At 66.3% G+C, this 19,601-nt stretch carries 11 protein-coding genes; 3 read left to right on the forward strand and 8 right to left on the reverse strand.

What is annotated here, in order from left to right; translation table 11 throughout:
* Positions 1-102 precede the first annotated feature (102 nt).
* Positions 103-1,836, reverse strand: a complete 1,734-nt coding sequence (locus N4S67_RS02890) for an AMP-binding protein (RefSeq protein ID WP_260991422.1) — start codon at positions 1,834-1,836, stop codon at positions 103-105.
* A gap of 258 nt (positions 1,837-2,094) precedes the next feature.
* On the opposite strand from N4S67_RS02890, the gene N4S67_RS02895 reads away from it, so the two are divergent.
* Positions 2,095-3,069 carry an ATP-grasp fold amidoligase family protein gene (locus N4S67_RS02895; protein WP_260991423.1) on the forward strand — a complete coding sequence of 325 codons (975 nt, stop codon included), beginning with the start codon at positions 2,095-2,097 and terminating at the stop codon, positions 3,067-3,069.
* Between the two features lie 18 nt (positions 3,070-3,087).
* On the opposite strand, the gene N4S67_RS02900 is transcribed toward N4S67_RS02895, so the two are convergent.
* Complete coding sequence (locus N4S67_RS02900) at positions 3,088-4,401, reverse strand: hypothetical protein (protein WP_260991424.1); 1,314 nt, start codon at positions 4,399-4,401, stop codon at positions 3,088-3,090.
* An 86-nt stretch (positions 4,402-4,487) separates the two neighbouring features.
* Complete coding sequence (locus N4S67_RS02905) at positions 4,488-4,886, reverse strand: hypothetical protein (protein WP_260991425.1); 399 nt, start codon at positions 4,884-4,886, stop codon at positions 4,488-4,490.
* A gap of 203 nt (positions 4,887-5,089) precedes the next feature.
* On the opposite strand from N4S67_RS02905, the gene N4S67_RS02910 reads away from it, so the two are divergent.
* Complete coding sequence (locus N4S67_RS02910; RefSeq protein WP_260991426.1) at positions 5,090-5,920, forward strand: phthiotriol/phenolphthiotriol dimycocerosates methyltransferase; 831 nt, start codon at positions 5,090-5,092, stop codon at positions 5,918-5,920.
* Here N4S67_RS02910 and N4S67_RS02915 read toward each other — a convergent pair.
* The 4 genes from N4S67_RS02915 to pks2 are packed head-to-tail and all read right to left on the reverse strand — an operon-like array spanning position 5,917 to position 16,422.
* A complete protein-coding gene (locus N4S67_RS02915) occupies positions 5,917-7,311 on the reverse strand; it encodes a hypothetical protein (RefSeq protein WP_260991427.1) in 1,395 nt (464 codons plus the stop codon). The two genes, N4S67_RS02910 and N4S67_RS02915, sit on opposite strands and share 4 nt — an antisense overlap.
* Positions 7,312-7,331: 20 nt before the next feature.
* Positions 7,332-8,678, reverse strand: a complete 1,347-nt coding sequence (locus tag N4S67_RS02920) for a hypothetical protein (RefSeq protein ID WP_260991428.1) — start codon at positions 8,676-8,678, stop codon at positions 7,332-7,334.
* Positions 8,678-10,126: a condensation domain-containing protein gene (locus N4S67_RS02925; protein ID WP_260991429.1), complete on the reverse strand. Its 1,449-nt coding sequence runs from the start codon at positions 10,124-10,126 to the stop codon at positions 8,678-8,680. Before N4S67_RS02925 ends, N4S67_RS02920 begins: the two co-directional genes overlap by 1 nt.
* Before the next feature lie 26 nt (positions 10,127-10,152).
* Positions 10,153-16,422, reverse strand: a complete 6,270-nt coding sequence (gene pks2, locus N4S67_RS02930; protein WP_260991430.1) for a sulfolipid-1 biosynthesis phthioceranic/hydroxyphthioceranic acid synthase — start codon at positions 16,420-16,422, stop codon at positions 10,153-10,155.
* A gap of 1,258 nt (positions 16,423-17,680) precedes the next feature.
* Here pks2 and N4S67_RS02935 point away from each other — a divergent pair.
* Positions 17,681-18,301, forward strand: a complete 621-nt coding sequence (locus N4S67_RS02935; protein ID WP_260991431.1) for a superoxide dismutase — start codon at positions 17,681-17,683, stop codon at positions 18,299-18,301.
* A 347-nt stretch (positions 18,302-18,648) separates the two neighbouring features.
* Here N4S67_RS02935 and N4S67_RS02940 read toward each other — a convergent pair whose 3' ends face one another.
* Complete coding sequence (locus tag N4S67_RS02940) at positions 18,649-19,572, reverse strand: EamA family transporter (RefSeq protein WP_313959921.1); 924 nt, start codon at positions 19,570-19,572, stop codon at positions 18,649-18,651.
* Positions 19,573-19,601 lie beyond the last annotated feature (29 nt).

Genomic DNA, 19,601 nt, shown 5'->3' on the forward strand with positions numbered 1-19,601 from the left:
CGACGAGACTCGTCACTGTGGCGATGGGCAGCGCACACAGCCACCCGCGCACGACGCTTTGCCCCGACGGTCGTCAGTGTTCCCCCGGGTGGGCAACCTCGCTCAGCCAAGCCGTGAGAACTGATTGTTGCGGTACATCTCGGCGCACGACGCCCGCCGGATCTTGCCGCTGGTGGTGATCGGCAGCGCGCCACGAGGCACCGCAACGATGTCCGCGACACTCAAGCCGTGAGCATTTGAAATAGCCGATGTTACTTCACGTTTGAGCGCCGCCAACCTTTCCCTCGCCTCTTCTTGTGAGGCCCGGTTCTTGACCTCCACCAGCACCACGAGTTGTTCGGCGGATTCCTCCTCGACCGCGATGGCCGCGGTCCGGCCACCCGAGATCTCCTGGACGGTCGCCTCGATATCGTCGGGATAGTGGTTGAGCCCCCGCACGATAAGGATGTCTTTGATACGGCCGACGATGAAGAGCTCCCCCTCTGAGATGAATCCGAGGTCGCCGGTGCGCAGCCACGGCCCCTCCGGCGTCCCCGCGGACGGGTCGACGATGCTTGCGCCGAAGGTGTCCTCCGTCGGCTGCGGCCTGTTCCAATAGCCGAGGCACACGTTCTCACCCTGAACCCAGATCTCACCGACCATTTCCGCGGGGCACTCCATTTTGGACTGCGGGTCGACGATTCGCACCACCGGCGATTCCGGTGCGCCGTAACTGACCAGCGGCGTCCCGCTTTCGGTTCCGCACCGCTTCGCATGGCCCGCCGAGAGCTTCTCGGGTTCGAACTCGACCACGTTGGGCGGTTCGACCTGACGGCGCGTCGCGACATACAACGTCGCTTCGGCAAGACCGTACGAAGGCTTGAGCGACTCCTCTTTCAGATTGAATTTCGCGAAGCGCGACGCGAATCTGCGCAACGTCGCCACGTGCACGCGCTCGCTGCCACTCAACACCCGCAGCACGCCGCCGAGATCCTTGCCCGCCATGTCGTCGTCGGAGGTTCGTCCCGCGGCCAGTTCGAAGGCGAAATTGGGTGCGGCCGTGACGGTGTGCGGCTTGTCGGCCAGCAGCTGCATCCACCGGGCGGGGCGCACGAGAAACGATGCCGGGGTGGTGAACACGCTGTGCCAGCCGCCGAGAATGGGCGCGCACAGACCGAGCATCAAACCCATGTCGTGGTAGAACGGCAGCCACGAGACGGCGGTCGTGTTCGGCGGCGACACCTTGCCGAAGTCGGGAAAGAAGTCCGCGGTCACCTGCTCGAAGTTGGCCGTCAGGTTCCGGTTGGACACCATGACACCGGCGGGCGTGCGAGTCGATCCGGATGTGTACTGCAGGTAGGCCGTTGCGGGCCGCGGCTCGCGATCGTTGATCCGCTTGCGGCGGGAGTCCAGGTCCAGCGAGTCCACCTCGAGGATCGACGGCGCCGGCTGACCGTCTTGCGCAACGGCGTACTCGCCTACCGTCCCGGCGACGGCCGTGGTGGTGAGGATGACGGTGGGCGACGCGTCACGCAGCACCGCGGTGATTCGTTCGTCGTGAACACCGACCATCGGAGTGGAAAGCGGGACACCGATCACGCCGGCCTGCAACGAGCCGAGGAAGGCCACCACGTAGTCGAGTCCCTGCGGTGCAGTGATCACGGCACGATCGCCCGGCGCCGCGTGCTGCCGGAGCTCATGGGCGAGGCTCTGCACCCGGCGGTTCAGCTGCGACCAGGACAGAGCATGCGGGACGCCTCCCCATTCCTGGTCGTAGTCAACGAACGTGAACGCGGTGTCGTCGGGTTGCAAACTGGCGCGTTCCCGAAGGACGCCGGTAACGGAAGCATCGCTCATAATCGTTACCTTTCTAGTCGATCACGTCGAGCCGTGGGGACTGAGCCGCCGGCGCCGCAAATCATCATTTCGCGTCGCGCTCAATTCCGCCGAGTCGGCGGCATTGAAGATTCTAGGAACAGAAAATGTTGTGGCCTGGACCCACCTCATCTCCAAACCCGTCCGGCAAACTCGAATACCGTTGAATACGCCTTTGCCGGTCGCGCGGGTGGCTACGTAGCCCCCCTAGATTGGGCGATTCTGGCCATACTCACCGGCATGGGCCTGATAGCTGACGTCAGGGCGACCCGGGATCGCCGCGCGCTTACGCCGGATCAGCCGCCGCAACGCCGCGGCGTGCTGGCAATCGTCCTGGCGTGGCACCAAGCGCTGCACTGGTGGCTGATCCGCGTGGTGCCCACGCCGCTGATGCGCCACACCCTCCATTTGACGATGATTCGCAGGCCGGGCAACTTCCGTCGGCCGCGCAGCTTCAACGAGAAGGTTAACTGGAGAATTCTCAACGATCGGCGGGAAAGGATCGCCGCGGCCTGCGACAAGATGCGGATGAAGGAGTTGGCCCGAGCGGCCTATCCGGCGCCCGAGTTGCGCATCCCGCAGACCTACTGGTTCGGGACCGACCTGCGCACCGCACCGGACCTGGCCGGTCTGCCGCCATGGGTGCTCAAGCCCAATCACAGCAGCGGTCATGTGGTGTTCGGGCCGTCCGCCCAGACAGACGTCGCCGCGCTCGTGGAAGAAACCGATAAATGGGCCCAGCGCAACCCCGTTGAACTCGGCGAGTGGGGCTACGGACAGGCTCGGCCCGTGCTGCTCATCGAAGAACGCATCCCGACTCCTGACGGCACAGTGCCCGCCGACTACAAGTTCTTCGTCTTCGACGGCCAGGTGAAAACTATTCAGGTGAATCGCGGCCGGTACCGATACCAGACCGCTACCTTCCTCGACGCCGACTGGAACCGGCTGCCCGTGGAATGGCGGATCATGCCGTCTGCCGACGAGCCGCGGCCACCGGAACTTGAGAAGATGCTGGAAATCGCTCGTGCCCTCGGCTCGGGCTGGGATTTCGTCAGGGTCGACCTGTATGCGGTCGACGGCTCCATCTGGTTCGGCGAGTACACCCCCTACCCCGGCAGCGGGCTACTCCGTTACACGTCGCAGAAATTCGACGTCGACATGGGCATGCATTGGCAGTTACCGACGCGCGAGGAAGTGCGCCCCGGCCAGCCCTAGCCGGAACTCGGGCACTCGCTATTCGACAAATCCGGCGAGGCCGAAGTCGGCCAACGTACTGACAGCCTGGTCTTGAAGCGCTCGCCGCGAATTATCCGCGCCCGGTCGATAAGAACGTAGCGTCAGAAAAATCTTGCCCGCGACGCGCCCTGAACCAACGAACAATTCCCCGTTGACCAGTTCCGGGCTCTTCTCCGTGAGGTTCTGCTCGACCATTCGCAGCGAGAAGTAATCGGCCTGGGTGCCGTCTGCCTGGGTGACCGCTTCATCAAGCTCACCGCAATTCGAACAGCCGACCGGCCGGTCGGCTGCATTCAATGCGCCCAGCGGCAGTTTGCGGACTACCGCCTTTGGAACGAAAGGCGTAAGAGGAAAGACGCGTTCCTGGTCTGCGAATTTGCCGAGCCCCTCGGCTAGAGCCTGTTTGATGTGTCGACGAGTGCCCCGCAGGTCGGTGGTGACGTTGGCAGGGCTGATCGCGAAGTCGATGCCCTTCAAGGCATTGGCTCGGAGGTCGTTGGCGGTGCGGTCGTTGACCGGATACGAGAGGGTGACGAGTTCGTCGGCGGCCCGATGCCGGCCGAACCTCTCGGCGAGCTTGGCCGCGAACCCGGCGAGCAGCACATTGCTGGTGCCGCCGAGCCGCGCGGCGCACGCGTCCCACTCAGCGAGGTCGAGATAGATCGCCGCGGTCGGCACGGTGACCGGACGATCGCCGGCCGGCCGCGGCGCCGGCGTCGCCGCGTCAGTCCGTCGACCGAGACTCGGCCGGTTCTGCACGGCGACCTTCACCATGCCCCCGAGCGCGCGACCGACCTCCGGTAGGGCGCGCGCCGTCAAGCGCGCATCCTCGGCGAGCGCGCGTCGACGCCGGCGCGAGTGTGGGGGTGGGTAACCGAAGTCGTGCCTGATCCCGTTCACCGCGTCGCGCACCGCCAGCGACAGACCGATGCCGTCTACTACGGTGTGAGACGCCACCAAACTGATTGCCGTGCCGTAGTTCTCGATGGGCAGGACGGCCAGATGCCAGCACGGGCCGAATTCGGGGTCGACGGGCGTGTGCGCCCGCTCGTCGAACCAGTCGGCCACCACGCTCGGGTCCCAAGCCGACGGGCAGACGTCCAAGCGGGGCAGGTCGTGCCAGGCGACCCAGCGGTGACGTCCACCCGGCAGCGGCGACGGTTCGACGCGGCGCCCCAAGAGTCCGTGCGCCAGATTCTCGTGCATCCGCCGCAGTCCGCCATGGTCGATGTCACGGCGGTAGACCCACGTGGCCTGGACACAATGAACGTGTCCGCTGGCCCGCACCCAGAGGTACGACGCCTGGTCCATGAATGCGAGCGTGTTGTCGACTAGCGGCCGATCGTGAATTGCTCGCCCCCTGTTCACCGGGTGACGAGCCTATCAACACCTCGCGATCAGAGTCGGCGCTCCAAATCGTCACCCATCCAGATACCGCAGATCTCGCAGCACTCCTCGTCATCGGCCTGCGGGGTGTGGCTGCCGGCCTCGCGGCAGACGACGATGTTGCGGGCGAGGCGTTCCTTAACCGCCAAAGCGGCGTCGATTAGCGGATTGTCCATTAGCTGGTACCCGCCGTTTGTGCGCCGCCACATATTCTCGAGGCGCAACTCGATCGCCGCGGTGGTGGTATCGGCTGGATAGAAGTTCAGGAAGCTGTCGGGCACGAATCCGGGGTCGGCAGTTCCGAGACTGAAGAAAGCGGCGGAAAGGTCCAGTGCGAAGGACCCTTCAGAGATGTCGGTCGCGGCACACTTCTCGCACCGGCAGGCGCGCACGCAGTTATCGGTGCTCATCCCACCTCCCTATCGGCTGCGCTGCCGGAATGGACATTATCTACCCGCCTCGGCAACGTTCTAACGGCGTTTCGAGTACGAAGGTATTCCGTTCGCCTGAGAAACGGCTGAGGCGCTGCCGTGTAGGGCTTCAGAAAGTTGTATCCGTTCGATCACTGCCCCCAATTCGACAGTGCGGTCGAGTTACTGAAATACTCTGCGCGATGTTGGAACGCGTGTATCGCTCGGTGTTGACCAAGGTTGTTGCGCTTTCGCACCAACGCTTCGGAAAAATCGTCTCGAAGTACGGGTACAACCTGGTGACCCGCCGCCTCGGTACCGACGAAGTGCTGTTTTTGAACTGGGGCTATGAGGAAGAACCCCCGATGGCGTTGCCGCTCGAGCCGTCCGACGAGCCGGACCGCTTGTGCATTCAGCTCTACCACCGGGTCGCCGCTCAGGTGGACCTGAAGGGCAAGCAGGTTCTGGAGGTCAGCTGCGGCCACGGCGGCGCCGCCTCGTACATCACCAGAACGATGGCGCCCGCTGCCTACACCGGCCTGGATCTGAATCCCGCGGGCATCGCCTTCTGCAAGCGCAGGCACAAGCTGCCCGGACTTGGTTTCGTCCAGGGTGACGCCGAGAATCTGCCGTTCCCCGACGGATCGTTCGACGCGGTGATCAATGTCGAAGCGGCGCATCTGTATCCGCACTACCCTCGCTTCCTGGCTGAAGTGGTTCGGGTCCTGCGGCCGGGAGGACATTTCCTCTACGCCGACCTGCGCGGCCAAGAAGACATCGACGAGTGGGAGACCGCACTGACAGCCTCAGGGCTGCAGGAGATCTCCCAAGAGGAGATCAACACCCAGGTTCTGCGCGGACTGGAGAAGAACTCGGTGCGTTATCAGGACCTCATCAATCGCCACGCTCCGCCGCTTCTGCGCCGCGTCGGCCGAGACGTGGCTGTCACGCAGGGCTCGCCGCTGTACGAGGACGTCGAGAAGGGCATCATCTCCTACCGGCTGTACTGCCTTCAGAAGCCCGCGTCGACCTAGACGATCTCGCCGGTGAGGCCGAATTCGGCCAGTGTCCTCGCCACCAGGTCCCGGACCCGCGCCTTCGAATTCTCCTCGCCCGCTTGGTAGGCCACGACGCTGATCGTCATCTTGCCGTTGACGCGCCCGGCCACCACCACGAGTTGGCCGCCGGCCTTTTCGATGTCGGCTCGCCTGACGTTCTGATCGACTCCGCGCAACAAGACGTATTCGGCGTCGGTGCCGTCGACGCATCCGACGGCGGCGGGCACTTCACCGAGGTTGGAACATGTCACCGTCTTCTCGGCGCCCGACCCCAGGAACTGCTCGGCCACCCGTCGAAGCGCCCTCCTGGGCACCAACGGCACCAGCGGTAGAAGCTGTAGCGTCTCGTCGGGTACCTCGCGAGCCTTCTTCAGCGCCTCCCGGATCGCGATGCGGGCGTCCGTGAGATCTGAGGCCACGTCGTCCGGGATGATGCGCGCATGTGCGAACAGCATCGCGTTGGCTCTGGTGTCGTCCAGGGTGGTGCGGTCGTTCAGCGAGAAGATCAGCGGCACAGCACCGTCGGCGCCCCGGCGCCCGACGTGTTGACCCAGCTTCGCAGCGAACCCCGCGACGAGCGAGCTGCTGTTCCCGTACCGGGCATCGGCGCAGGCATCCCAGTCCGTCAGCTCGACGAACGCGGTCACCACGGGCACCACGACGCGGGCATCAGCACCGGCGCCCTTGGCAGGATGTGGTTGCGCCGGCGCGGATGACGCGGTCATGTCGGCCCGCTGCCGATAGGCGAGCTTCGCCGCCAGGACCACAGTTCGCCCGAGCTCTGGCGCGCTCCGTGCGGTCTCGCGCAGATCGGTCATCGCCGCTCGGAACCGCTTGCGCGAACCCGGCATCGGGTAACCGAGATCGCGCGTAGCGCCCGTCACCGCCTCGACCACGGTGAGCAAGGCGCCGACGCCGTCGCCCAGGTGGTGTGAGCCCACCAGTGTGACGCCCGTCGAACCGTCGGTCATGGGCAGGACGCTCAGATGCCAGCCGGGCCCGTGCTCGGGATCGACCGGTACCTGTGATCGCTCGTCCAGCCAGTCGCTGAAATGTGCGCGCGGACGCAGACTTTCGAAGTGAATGTCGGTGGGCGGACCGAGCGACGACACCCACCGGTGGCGGGCGAAAGGCACCGGTGACCGCTCGATCTGCCGACCCGCGAGTCCGTGCCCGAAGTTCTGGTGGAACCGCCGGATCCCGTCCATGTCAACGGGATGCTCGTAGAGCCAGGAGCACTGCATGAGCTGACCGCGTCCGGTGGCGCGCAGCAGCTGCAGCCCCGCCTGGTCCATCAGCGCGAGCTGGTTTTCGCGTCCCGGTTCGTCTCGCGCAGGTCTGCGCTTCATTCGGCGCCGAGAAGGCATGTCGCTGGCCATCCTTCGAGTCAGTCGATCACACCGGTCAGGCCGAAGTCGGCCATGGTGTCCGCCGCCAGCTGACGCAGCCAGGGCTTCGAGTTCTGCGCACCCGGGTGATAGGCCACGACCGTGATGGACATCCTGCCGCCGATGCGGCCGGCCAGCACTGTCAACAGTCCGCCCCGTTGTTCGAGATAACGCTGCGTGACGTGCCGGTCGACTCCACGCAACATGACGTAATCGGCGTCGGTGCCGTCGACTCTGGCCACAACGGGGTCGACATCGCCCAAAATGGACAGGGATACGGGCAGGTCGGCGAATCCGAACACGACGTCGGAGCCCCGTTTCACCGCCCACTTCGGGACGAACGGAGTCAGTGGGAGGAGTTTTAGGGTCGGGTCGGGCTGCTCGCGAAGGGCGTTCAGCGCCGCCTTGACAGCTGTCCGGACGCCGGACAAGTCTGTCGAAACCTGCTCGGGGTCAATGGTTACCGTGGCGATCGAGGCCGCGTTCGCCCTGGTGTCGTCCGGGACTCGGTCACTGATCGGGACGTGCAGGGTGACGGCGCCGTCGTCGACGCGCCGGCGCCCCACCCGGTCGGCGAGCTTCGCGGCGAAGGCGGCGACCAGCGAATGGCTGGCCCCGTTGAGCGCCTGCGCTCGGTCGTCCCAGTGGTCGACGTCGATGTAGATCGTGATCGCCGGCGCGACAACTGCGCGGTCGGGAACCGGTGCCATGGCTGCCTTTTCGGGTCCCGGTCGCGCGATCTCGTGGCGGCGTCCGAACGCCTGCCGCGCCGCTGTCACGACCGTTCTGGCCACCTCCGGAACGGCGCTGACCGTGTCGCGCAGATCGTCGGCGACCGCCCGCCTGCGCGTGCGTGAGCGCGGTGGCCGATAGCCGAAATCGCGCTTGCTGCCTTTGACCCCGTCGACGATGGTTTGTAAGGCCCCAACACCGTCGGACAGACAGTGCGACATCACCAGGCTGACCGCGGTCGATCCGTCGGTCATCGGCAGGACCCCGAGGTGCCAGCCCGGACCCCACTCCGGGTCGATCGGCAACTGAACGCGTTCGTCAAGCCAGTCGCTCAGTCCTGTTCGCGCACGGGAGGATTCGGCGATGTCCAGCTCGGCCGCCGGTCCCTGGGCCGCGACCCACCGGTGCCGGCCGAACGGGAGCGGCGACCGCTCGATCCGCCTGCCGAACAGTCCGTAGCCGAAGTTCTCGTGAAACCGTCTCACGCCGTCGAGGTCAACGGCCCGTTCGTACACCCAGACGACCTGCATGGCGAGTTCCTGGCCGGTGGCGCGCTGTCCGAGGAACAACAGCTGATCGGTGAACGAGATCCGATCGTCGGCCGGAACCGCCATTAAGCCGACTTCAGGTCCAGTGCGATGAGGTCGTCCGACGCGGGCGCCATCTCTTCGCGGCCCTCGGCGACACGCACGAACACGGCCTTCATCGCCTCGATGTAGCGGGTGACCGATTCGCGGGCGATTGGGTTGTTCGGGAACGCGACCGTGACCGAGGTGCCGTTGCCGAAGCGGTTGATCCACATCCCGACCTGGTGCGCCGCGCCGAGCTCGCTGTAAATCTTGCCGTTCAGCCCGTTCCACTCCGCGATGACGGCCGGCGAGAGCGGTGCAAGTGTCGCGTCAAGGTAGGAGATCATCGGGACGCCGAAGCCGGGTGCCCGCAGTCCCCATTCCGGGGGCGCGAGTTCGAGCACCCGGTCGAACGGCACGTGCGCCAGTTCGATTCCGGAGTCGAAGGAATGCTGGGCGGCGCGCGCCGTATCCGCGAACGACGTTGCGGTCACCGGGACGGTGATCGGCACCGTTCCGGTGAACCAACCTGTGGTCATCATCTCGGCATGGGTGCTGCGGGTGCTGGTCGGAGTGATCACGTGGTAGGTGTCGACCCCGGTCAGCTGATGCTCGGCCAGCGCGGCGGCGGCGAACACGCCACCGATGAACCGCACACCGGCGCCGGTGCAGGCCGATTCGAAGTGGTTCGAGGTCTCGTCGTCCATCAGATCGATGGTCAGAAGGTCACCTTCGCACGGCACCGACGGGTCGCCCAGCGGCAGCGGGAACTGCGGCAGGCTGCCGTTGTTGCGTTGCGCGAACGTCGTCCACCTGCGCACCTGCGGTGAGTCCGCGGTGAGCGCCGAGGTGAAGGCTCGCTGCCGGACGCAGTAGTCGTCGTAGCTGCCGGCTTCCGGAAGCGGAATAGGCGCCCCACCGTTGACCAGCGCGGCGTACATCATGTGGAGCTCGACGAACGCCAGCCCCATGAACATGGCGTCGACGTGAACATGGTCGACGGTCATGAAGAAGGTGAAGTGGTCGGCGCGCTGAATGACGCCGAACCGGAAGCAATCCCACTGAAGCGGGCCGGGCGTGCGCAGGATGTGCGCACGCCACTCGGACGCGGACTTCTCGCCGAGATCGGTCGCGACCATCTTGATGTCCTTGGGACTGCCGAGGGTCCGACGCACGACCTGGCCGTCATCGGTGAGCTCGAACCGGCTGCGGTACGTGTCATGCCTGCGCAGGTAGGCGTTGATGACGTACGTCATCGCTCGAATGTCGCAGCGGCCGGCGATGTTCCAGGCCGGAATCGTCAGCCTCGCCATCTCGGTGCCACGGGTCGCGTGTTCGCGATAGGCCCGCACGTGCTGTGCCTGCTGATAACTGGGCGGAACATCGGACACCGGCGCCTCGGCCACCTTCGCAAGCGTCGACCGCGAGGGCTCCCACGCGATGAGCTGGCCCGGTACGTCGACCCACTCGTGAATCGGCTCTAGTGCGAACACGTATTCCCCCTACTCCTGGCCCGGTGTCACGACGCCGTTACCGCCTCTTCGGCGGCCAGCGTGTCGCAGAGGCTGTCAGCCAACGCTCGGACCGTGTTGATGCCCATGGCACTGATGCGAACGCCCGTCTCCGCTTCGATGCGGGTACGCAGCTCGAGATTGCCAAGTGAATCGAGCCCGTACTCAGACAGGGGGCGATCCGGATCGATCGCCCGTCGCAGGATCAGACCGACCTGTTCGGCGATGAGTCGCCGAAGATGTGTCGGCCACTCTTCCCGTGGCAGCGATGCCAGTTCAGCACGCAGTTTCCTTCCCTCCGCCGGTCCTTGGCCCGCAGATTTGAATGCCGACGCGAACGGACTGCGCTGTGCGAACGCCGTCAGCCAGGGAGTGCCGAGTATCGGTGCGTAGCCGGTGTAAACCCGGTCGTAGCGCAGCATCGCGTCGAAGGCGTACGCGCCCTCGTCAGGCAGGATCGCGGCGTCGCCGTCGGCCATCGCCGTGCCCCTGCCGATCTCGGCCCACGCGCCCCACGCGATGGTGCTGGCCGGCAGGCCCTGGGCACGGCGCCAGTGCATGAACGCATCCAGCCAGCTGTTGGCCGCGGCGTACGCGCCCTGACCGGGTGAGCCGACGAGTGCGGCAGCCGAAGAGAAGGCACAGAACCAGTCCAGCGGCTGGTCAAGGGTCGCCTCGTGCAGCCGCTGCGACCCGTACACCTTTGGCGCCCAGTCTCGTTCGACGAGGTCGTCGGTGATGTTTGGCAGCGTCGCGTCCTCGACGACGGCGGCTGCGTGCAGCACACCGCGCAGCGGTAGCCCGGTCGCCGTCGCGGCCGACACCAGTCGCTCGGCCGTGCCCGCGGCGGCGATGTCACCGCACTCGACCACGATGTCGGCGCCGGTGGAGCGGACGAGGTCGACGATCTCCTGCGCACGGACGCTCGGCTGGCTGCGCGACGTCAGCACGATACGGCCGCAGCCGGCCTCGGCCATCTTCTCCGCGAGGAAAAGACCAAGCCCACCGAGTCCGCCGGTGATGATGTAGGAGCCGTCGGCCCGGAACACCGAAACTTGTTCCGGCGGAACAACTACGCTGCTGTGCGGTTCGCGCGGCACGTCGAGCACCAGCTTGCCGGTGTGCTGCGCTCCGCCGATCTGTCGGATCGCGGTGGCCGCCTCGGTCAGCGGGTAGCGGGTGATGTCCGGCTTCGGCAGCGTGCCGTCGGCGGTCAGTTCGTACACCTTCGCCAACAGCCTGCGGATTTTGTCGGGGTGGGTGACCGTCATCAACGCCAGGTCCACCGCGAAGAACGACAGGTTGCGGCGGAACGGGAACAGTCCCAACCGGGTGTCGCCGTAGATGTCGCGCTTGCCGATCTCGACGAACCGTCCACCGAAGGCGAGCAGTTCGAGCCCCGCTCGCTGCGCCGCCCCTGTGACGGAGTTCAGCACGATGTCGACCCCGTAGCCGCCGGTGTCGTTGCGGATCTGGTCGGCGAATTCGGTGCTGCGTGAGTCGTAGACGTGCTCGATGCCCCACTGCCGCAACAAGGCTCGCCGGTCCTCGCTACCGGCGGTGGCGAAGATCTCGGCGCCCGCCGCCCTGGCGACCGCGATCGCCGCCTGGCCCACGCCACCGGTTGCGGAGTGGATCAGGACCTTGTCGCCTGCCGAGATGCGTGCCAGCTCCTCGAGCCCGAGCCACACCGTCGCGTAGGCCAGACCCACCGCGGCCGCCTCGTGCTCCTCGAGTCCGTTCGGCAAGGGCGTCGCGAGGTCGGCGTCACATGTGACGAACGTGCCCCAGCATCCGTTGGCCGATACGCCGCCAACCCGGTCTCCGACCTTGTGCGCCGTCACATCGGGGCCGACGGCCGTGACGACGCCGCCGAACTCCGAACCCAGTTCAGGCAGCCGGCCGTCGAAGCTGGGGGCGCGGCCGAATGCGACGAGGACGTCGACGAAGTTGATGCTCGATGCGCTGACCGCGACCTCGATCTGGCCGGGGCCGGGTGGAACACGGTCGAAGGCAACCAGTTCCAGTGATTCGAGGTCTCCGGGCGTGCGCACCTGCAACCGCATGCCGTCGTGTTCGTTGCCCACGGTGGTGGTTCGCCGCTCCTCGGCGCGCAGCGGAGCCGGACTCAGCCGGGCGGTGTACCAGAGGCCGGCACGCCACGCCGTCTCGTCCTCATCGGAGCCCGCAAGCAGCGCAGGCGCCAGCAGCGCGGCGTCGGTCGCGTCGTCGATGTCGATCTGGGTGGCGCGCAGTCGCGGATGCTCCATCCCGAGCACCCGCACCAGACCCCGCAGTCCGGCGTGCTCCAGATTCGGAACATCGCCCGCGACAACGCTTTGCGTGTGGCGTGTCACCACGTACAGACGCGGCGCCTCACCCGGCACCTCCGGCAGCTCACGCGCGATCCGCACCACGTGGCGTACGCAGTCGCCACCCCTGATTCCCGGGTCTGCGTCCTCGTCGGCGTCGGCGGTCACGATGACCACCCCGCTCAGCGCGTGCTCGGTCACGTGGGAGACCAACAGCTTGGCGTTGGCCTGATGATCGGCGCGCTGGGGCCAGGCCATGGTCGTGCAGTCGGCGCCCGCAGCCTTCAGAGCGTCACCGAGCGATGCGGCCAGCGCGTTGCCGTTGTCGCTGACGTTGACCAAAAGCCATGCGCCAGCCTGGTCCTGGTCGAACTCGGGCAGTTCGCGCTGCAGCCACTCGATGGTCAGCAGCCGCTCATTGAGCAGCCGGTCGGCCTGCGCCTTCTCCGAGGCCCCGGTGCCCAGCTGTAGTCCCTTGACGCTCAACAGGACTGCGCCGTGCTCGTCGAGGACGTCGAGGTCGGCTTCCACACCGTCGACGTCGGCCTTGACGATGCGGCTGTAGCAGTAGTGCGCGTTGCGCGCCGACGCGTAGGCCCGCAGGCTGCGCACGCCCAACGGCAGCAGCATGCCGCCCGAGGCAGCAGCCTGCACGTCGGGATGCGCGACCACCGACTGGAAGCAGGCATCCAACAACGCCGGGTGTACTCCGTATCCGGCCTGCTGCGACCGCAGCGGACCGGGCAGTGCGACGGCGGCGATCACGGTGTCCGCCTCCGCGGTGTACGCCGTGGCCAGGCCCGCGAACGCGGCACCGTGGTGAATTCCGACCGCACCGAACGCGGCCCGCAGGTCGGCTCCGTCGACGCTGTCCGGATGCGCGGCGATGAGACCGTCGACGTCGTAGGACGCCGGCTCGTCAGCGGTCGCCTCGTGCAGGGTGGCATTGGCCCGCCGCGTGCGTTCGCCGTCGCGGTACGTCTCGACAGCGAACTCGACGACGCCGGCAGAGAGCACCGCCGCCGAGGACGACAGCGGGGTCGTCTCGTCGAGAAGCAGCATCTCTTCGAACGACACGTCGCGGACCTCGCCCGCGTCGCCGAGCACAGCCCGTGCGGCCGCCAGCGCCATCTCGCAGTACGCGGCACCCGGCAGCACAGCGACGTCGTGCACCTTGTGATCGCCCAGCCACGGCTGCGCTTCGGTGCCGACCTCCCCCTGCCAGATGTGGCGTTCGGGCTCCTCGGGCAGTTCAACGTGCGAGCCGAGCAGTGGATGCACCGCGACCACGCACGCGCCGCGGGTGTTCGCGTCGTGACCGTCACGGTCAAGCAAAAGCGGCGTGTGAGTCCACGATGGCAGTGGTGCGTCCACCAGTCGCCCGCTCGGGTAGAGCACCGAGAAGTCGACCGCGGCACCTACGGCATGCAGATCGGCCACGAGTCCGCGTACGCCGTAGGGCATTTCCTGCTGACGACGCATGCCGGCCAGCACGGCCGAAGGGACGTCGAGGTTGCGCGCCGTCTGCTCGACGGCGTTCTTCAACAGCGGATGCGGCGACAGTTCCGCGAACACCCGGTGCCCGTCCTCCAGGGCCGCCTGCACCGCCGCTGCGAAGCGCACCGTGTGGCGCAGGTTGTCCACCCAGTAGTACGCCTCGAAGTCCGCCTCGTCGCGCGGGTCGTACAGCGTTGCCGAGTAGTACGGGATCTGCGGTTCGGACGGGTCGAGGTCGGCGAGGGCTTCTTCCAGCTCTTCGAGGATCGGGTCGACCTGCGGCGAGTGGGAGGCGACGTCGACGGCCACCTCGCGTGCCATCACGTCACGCTCTTCCCAGGCCGCCACCAGATCGCGGATGGACTGCGTCGCGCCACCGACGACGGTCGACTGCGGTGAGGCGACCACCGACAGGACGACATCGGTCGTCCCGCGTGCGGCGAGTTCGGAAAGGACCTGTTGAGCGGGAAGTTCCACCGACGCCATGGCGCCCGAGCCGGCGATGCGCGCCATCAGCCGGGAGCGACGGCAGATGACCTTCACTCCGTCGTCCATCGTCAGCGCGCCCGCCACGACCGCGGCGGCGACCTCGCCCATGGAGTGCCCGATGACCGCGCCGGGGGTCACTCCGTAGGACTTCACGGTCGCGGCCAGTGCCACCTGGACTGCGAAGACGGTCGGCTGCACCTTGTCGATCCCGGTGACCGTGTCGGGCGCCGACATCGCTTGCGTCACCGAGAAATTCGACTCACGCGCAATCAGCGGCTCGAGCTCGGCAACAGTTGCCGCGAAAACCGGCTCCCTAGCCAGCAGTTCGGTGCCCATGCCTGCCCACTGCGAACCCTGCCCGGAGAACACCCACACCGGGCCGCGGTCATCTTGGGAGACTGCGGGCAGATACGGATTGTCGCCGCCCGCGACCTCCCGCAACTTGGCGATCAGATCCTCGCGGCCGCTGGCGATCACCGAGGTCCGCACTGACCGGTGTCCGCGCCGGCGGGCCAGCGTGTACGCCAGGTCGCACAGGTCGATCGCCGGCCCACGCCCGTTTCCGTCCCCACCGTTGGCGAGCCAGTCGGCGAACCGGCCCGCCGTCGCGCGCAGTTCGTCCGCCGAGGTCGACGACAGGCTGAACAGCTGCGGGCCGTAGTCCGTCCGCGCCGCCTGCGGCTCGGGCGCGTGCTCCGGCGCCTGCTCGACGACGGCGTGCACGTTGGTGCCGGACAAGCCGTAGGCCGACACGCCCGCCCGGCGCGGGCCGCTGATCGGCCACGCCGTATTCGCCTGCGGCACAAAGAGATTCGTCTGCAGTCGGGCCATCTCGTCGGGCAGGCGGGTGAAATGCAGGTTCTGCGGCACGACACCGTGCTGAACCGCGAGCACCGCCTTCATCACACCCAGTGCCCCTGCGGCCGACTGCGTGTGGCCGAAGTTGGTCTTGATCGACCCGAGGGCACAGGGGCCTTCGGTGCCGTAGACCTCGGCGACGCTGGCGAACTCGAGCGGGTCGCCCACCGGTGTGCCGGTGCCGTGCGCTTCGACCAGGCCGACGCTGGCGGCATCGACGTCGGCCGCCGCGAGCGCCGACCGGTACACCGCGGCTTGCGCCTCGGAGGAGGGCGTCGAGATGTTGACGGTTCGGCCGTCCTGGTTGGTGGCGGTGCCGCGGATGACCGCGAGGATCCGATCACCGTCGGTGAGTGCATCGTCAAGACGCTTGAGCATCAGCACGACGCTGCCCTCGGCGGAGACGAACCCGTCGGCGGCGACGTCGAAGGCGTGGCAGCGGCCTGTCGGCGACAGCATGCCCGCCGCGGAGCCGCCCGCGGCCTTGCGGGGTTCCAGCAGGACCGACACTCCGCCGGCCAGCGCGAGGTCGCTCTCCCCGTCGTGCAGGCTGCGGCAGGCCATGTGGATGGCGCTCAGCCCTGACGAGCACGCAGTGTCGACGGTAACGGCGGGCCCGTGCACGCCCAGCGCGTAGGCGATGCGGCCGGAGGCCAGGCTGAAGCTGGTCCCCGTGAACCCGTACGGTCCTTCGAGCGCCTGGGTGTCGGCCGCCAGATAGGCGTAGTCGTTGTGGGTCACACCCATGAACACGCCGGTCTGAGAGCCCGCGACCGACGCCGGGTTCAGCCCGCTGTGCTCCACGGCTTCCCACGCGGTCTCCAGCAGGAGCCGATGCTGCGGGTCGATCGCCGTGGCCTCGCGCTCGGTGATGCCGAAGAACGCAGCGTCGAAGGCGGAGACGTCATCGAGGAACGCGCCCCACTTGGATACCGAGCGGCCGGGCACGCCCGGCTCCGGGTCGTAGTACTCCTCGGCGTCCCAGCGGTCGGCAGGGACTTCGGTAATGAAGTCCTCGCCGTTCAGCAACGCTTCCCACAGCCGCTCAGGAGAGTCTATTCCGCCCGGAAGGCGGCATGACATTCCAATCACCGCGACGGGAATTGCGCGCGATTGACCCACCGTTTCAAAACCTCTTCTCCGCGTGCACTTAGGTACGTGCGTCCGAATTAGGATAAGGGCAAAATAGCCGTCCGTCCCAGTTACGCAAAACCAACGGCACAGCCGGCCGGCAACGATGACGGGCCGTATGCAGATGGGCGTCGTGAATAGCGATAACCGACAACAAATGTTGTCTGCCTTTCCACCCACAAGTGCACCTGCCGCGCGAACGCGGGCGGCCTAGTTCTACCACAACAAGACCGTCGTCCGCATACCTACGTCGGCGGGCAACCTGGGACTCGGCAAGAGTTCCGGTGCCGCACCCAGAGCGCCCCACGGCACCGTGAACATCGCCAGCATACGTTTGCTCCAGCGATCCCGACCGCCCCATGAGAGCCGATCTAGCAGCGTATTCTCAAGAATGGGACAGTTCCCACAGATTCGCCCGAACCATCGCGGCCACGCATCCGCAGCCAGTTTTGGCAAAATTGCGCTTCGCGTCTGGTCGGTATTTACGGTGGCGTATACCAATTCCCCGTCGAATGCGGCAAAGGCGGGGCCGTGCGTGTTCGCCCTTACGAATGCTTCAATCGCCTGCCGAGTATCCAGGTGCGCACCTGCATCGACGGCTCGCCATGTCCGGGCGTCCTGGTCACGGCATTTAATTCCGCCAGAGTCGCTACCTACCGGGTCACATACCTGAAAGTATTGCATTGACCTGTCGGTTTACCGCGCCGCCTTCGGTTGCATGGATTAGCCAGGCTTAGCTGTGGCGAACGGGCGACTCGAGTGCGAATTGATTACCGCCCGGGAGAGCGAACAATATTTGCCATAAGTGTGGTAACACGCACTTAATTGCCGCTTCGCCGCATAACAAGGTGAAGCGAATACTCACAACGAGCCGCGGGCGGGCGGGCGGTCAGCAAAGCCGTGATCCAGGTGCACGCAGGGGGTGCCAGTGGGCCTTCTCGCCGTGGGTCGTAGCGGCCGTCCCAAGGGGTCCGACCGCCGCGTTGACCGGTGCAGCCGTCCGGCAGCTTGCCCCTCGGCACCCTCAGCAACTGGAGCGGCGGATGCGATCACGATGGTTCGAGCGGGACGGCCGCGGCATTTCTGCTGTCCGGAAGACAAGTCGTTACGTGATGTGCTGCATCGACGCCACTCACGACCGCCCGCGCAGACCAGAGTACACATCTTCTGCACATCTGAACAGGTGGACAGATGATGCTGGCGGCCATACGTTGGAAGGGCATCGAGTGAGCACGCAGAGAGGAACTTCATGGCCGAGTACACCCTGCCCGACTTGGACTACGACTACGGCGCCCTGGAACCGCATATCTCCGGTCAGATCAACGAGATTCACCACGGTAAGCACCACGCCACCTACGTGAAGGGGCTCAACGACGCGATCGCCAAGCTCGAGGAGGCGCGCGCCGGAGGCGACCACAGCGCGATCTTCTTGCACGAGAAAAACCTGGCGTTCCATCTCGGTGGGCACGTCAACCATTCGATCTGGTGGAAGAACATGTCGCCGAACGGCGGCGACAAGCCCACCGGCGACCTCGCCGCCGCCATCGACGACCAGTTTGGTTCGTTCGACAGGTTTCAGGCCCAATTCGCCGCCGCGGCCAACGGCCTTCAGGGCTCGGGATGGGCAGTGCTGGGGTTCGACACCCTCGGCCAACGCCTGCTGACGTTCCAGTTGTACGACCAGCAGGCCAACGTGCCGCTGGGCATCATTCCGCTGTTGCAGGTCGACATGTGGGAGCACGCCTACTACCTGCAGTACAAAAACGTCAAAGCTGACTACGTCACGGCGTTCTGGAATGTCGTGAACTGGGAGGACGTACAGAACCGCTTTGCCGCCGCGACGAGCAGGGCCAACGGCCTGATTTTCTAGACGCTCTGGCTCGGCCTGACCGGACGGCGACAGTCCGCCGCCGATCACCAGCGCCGTCCCCAGATACACCGACAGCGCCGGCGCGTGGTCCCACACGAGCCAGTCGATCCTCGCGACGGGTTCGGTGGCTGACAGCCAGCGCACCGACATCATCGCGACGGCCAGCAGAGGGGCGCTGTAGGTCAGCAGGGTCGTGTTGGCCAGCGAGAACAGCGTGATCGCGACGAACAACCCGTACCAGCACGCCGTCCCCGTCACGGCGCTCAGGAGATGAAGTCCGAGTTGTCAGTGCGGAGTACTTGCCACTGTCCCGACCAGTGCCGCGCAGAAGCAACAGAACATGGAGATCAAGGCGTCGGCAGTGCCCTCGCTCCGCATGCGGAGACCAAGACGTTGCTCACGACAATCAACCCAATGCCCACCCACTCGTTCACGCCGAGGGCTTGATGGAGGACGAGCCAGCCCGCTAATGCCGCCCATATGGGATTAACGCTGGTGAAGGTGCCGAAGACGTGGTTTGGGACTCGGCGCAGTGCGAGCAGGTCGGCGACGTACGGCGCGATGGAAGACATCAATCCGCAGGCGACCGCGAGAGCCACCGCCGTCGCGCTGGGTACATGGGAAACGAACCATGCGACGGCGACCGGGGCCCACGCGGCGGCGGTCACGCTGCTGGCTACAGCGGTTCCCTGCAGGCCGGGCAGGCGTTGCCCGACGGACCGGTTCAACAAGACGTAAGACCCCCATGCTGCCGCGGCGAGCAAGGCGAGGGTGACGCCGACGAGGTCGGTCGTTGGGCCAGGGGCAGTCAGCACCACGACGCCGACGCAGGCCAGGACGGCACTTGCGACGTCGAGCGCACGCCGTGAGCTGGCGATCGCCACCGTAAGCGGGCCGAGAAACTCCAGCGTGACAGCTAGGCCGAGGCCGATACGGTCGATCGCGGCGTACAGACTCAGGTTCATCACACTGAACACGACGACCAAACCCAGGATCGGCAGCCATTGGAACTTGTGTAGGCCGCGGAACTTCGGGCGCACGATCGGCACCAGAACGATCGCGGTGACGACCTGCCGGATCGCGACCACACCAACCGGCCCGATGGTCGGAAACGCCATCGCTCCCAACGCCGCGCCGGTTTGGTTCGATGCCGAGCTGGCAAGCATCAGGGCGATGCCTGCACGACGCTGCTGCCGCATCGACGACGCGTCGAGAAGTCCCAGCTCGCCCGCAGGCCCACCGTGCGCACGCATGCGGGCGACCGTACCCATGTGGCCAACGTAAGTTCTGTCTGTACATA

Source organism: Mycobacterium deserti (genome assembly GCF_025345615.1).
Lineage (GTDB): Bacteria > Actinomycetota > Actinomycetes > Mycobacteriales > Mycobacteriaceae > Mycobacterium > Mycobacterium deserti.

What these genes read in the sequence shown, in the direction of transcription:
- N4S67_RS02895 (WP_260991423.1), top strand. Translation starts at nt 2,095, where the DNA reads ATGGGCCTGATAGCTGACGTCAGGGCGACCCGGGATCGCCGCGCGCTT.
- N4S67_RS02935 (WP_260991431.1), top strand. Translation starts at nt 17,681, where the DNA reads ATGGCCGAGTACACCCTGCCCGACTTGGACTACGACTACGGCGCCCTG.
- N4S67_RS02905 (WP_260991425.1), bottom strand. Translation starts at nt 4,886, where the DNA reads ATGAGCACCGATAACTGCGTGCGCGCCTGCCGGTGCGAGAAGTGTGCC.
- N4S67_RS02920 (WP_260991428.1), bottom strand. Translation starts at nt 8,678, where the DNA reads ATGGCGGTTCCGGCCGACGATCGGATCTCGTTCACCGATCAGCTGTTG.
- N4S67_RS02910 (WP_260991426.1), top strand. Translation starts at nt 5,090, where the DNA reads ATGTTGGAACGCGTGTATCGCTCGGTGTTGACCAAGGTTGTTGCGCTT.
- N4S67_RS02940 (WP_313959921.1), bottom strand. Translation starts at nt 19,572, where the DNA reads ATGGGTACGGTCGCCCGCATGCGTGCGCACGGTGGGCCTGCGGGCGAG.
- N4S67_RS02900 (WP_260991424.1), bottom strand. Translation starts at nt 4,401, where the DNA reads ATGGACCAGGCGTCGTACCTCTGGGTGCGGGCCAGCGGACACGTTCAT.
- N4S67_RS02915 (WP_260991427.1), bottom strand. Translation starts at nt 7,311, where the DNA reads ATGCCTTCTCGGCGCCGAATGAAGCGCAGACCTGCGCGAGACGAACCG.
- N4S67_RS02890 (WP_260991422.1), bottom strand. Translation starts at nt 1,836, where the DNA reads ATGAGCGATGCTTCCGTTACCGGCGTCCTTCGGGAACGCGCCAGTTTG.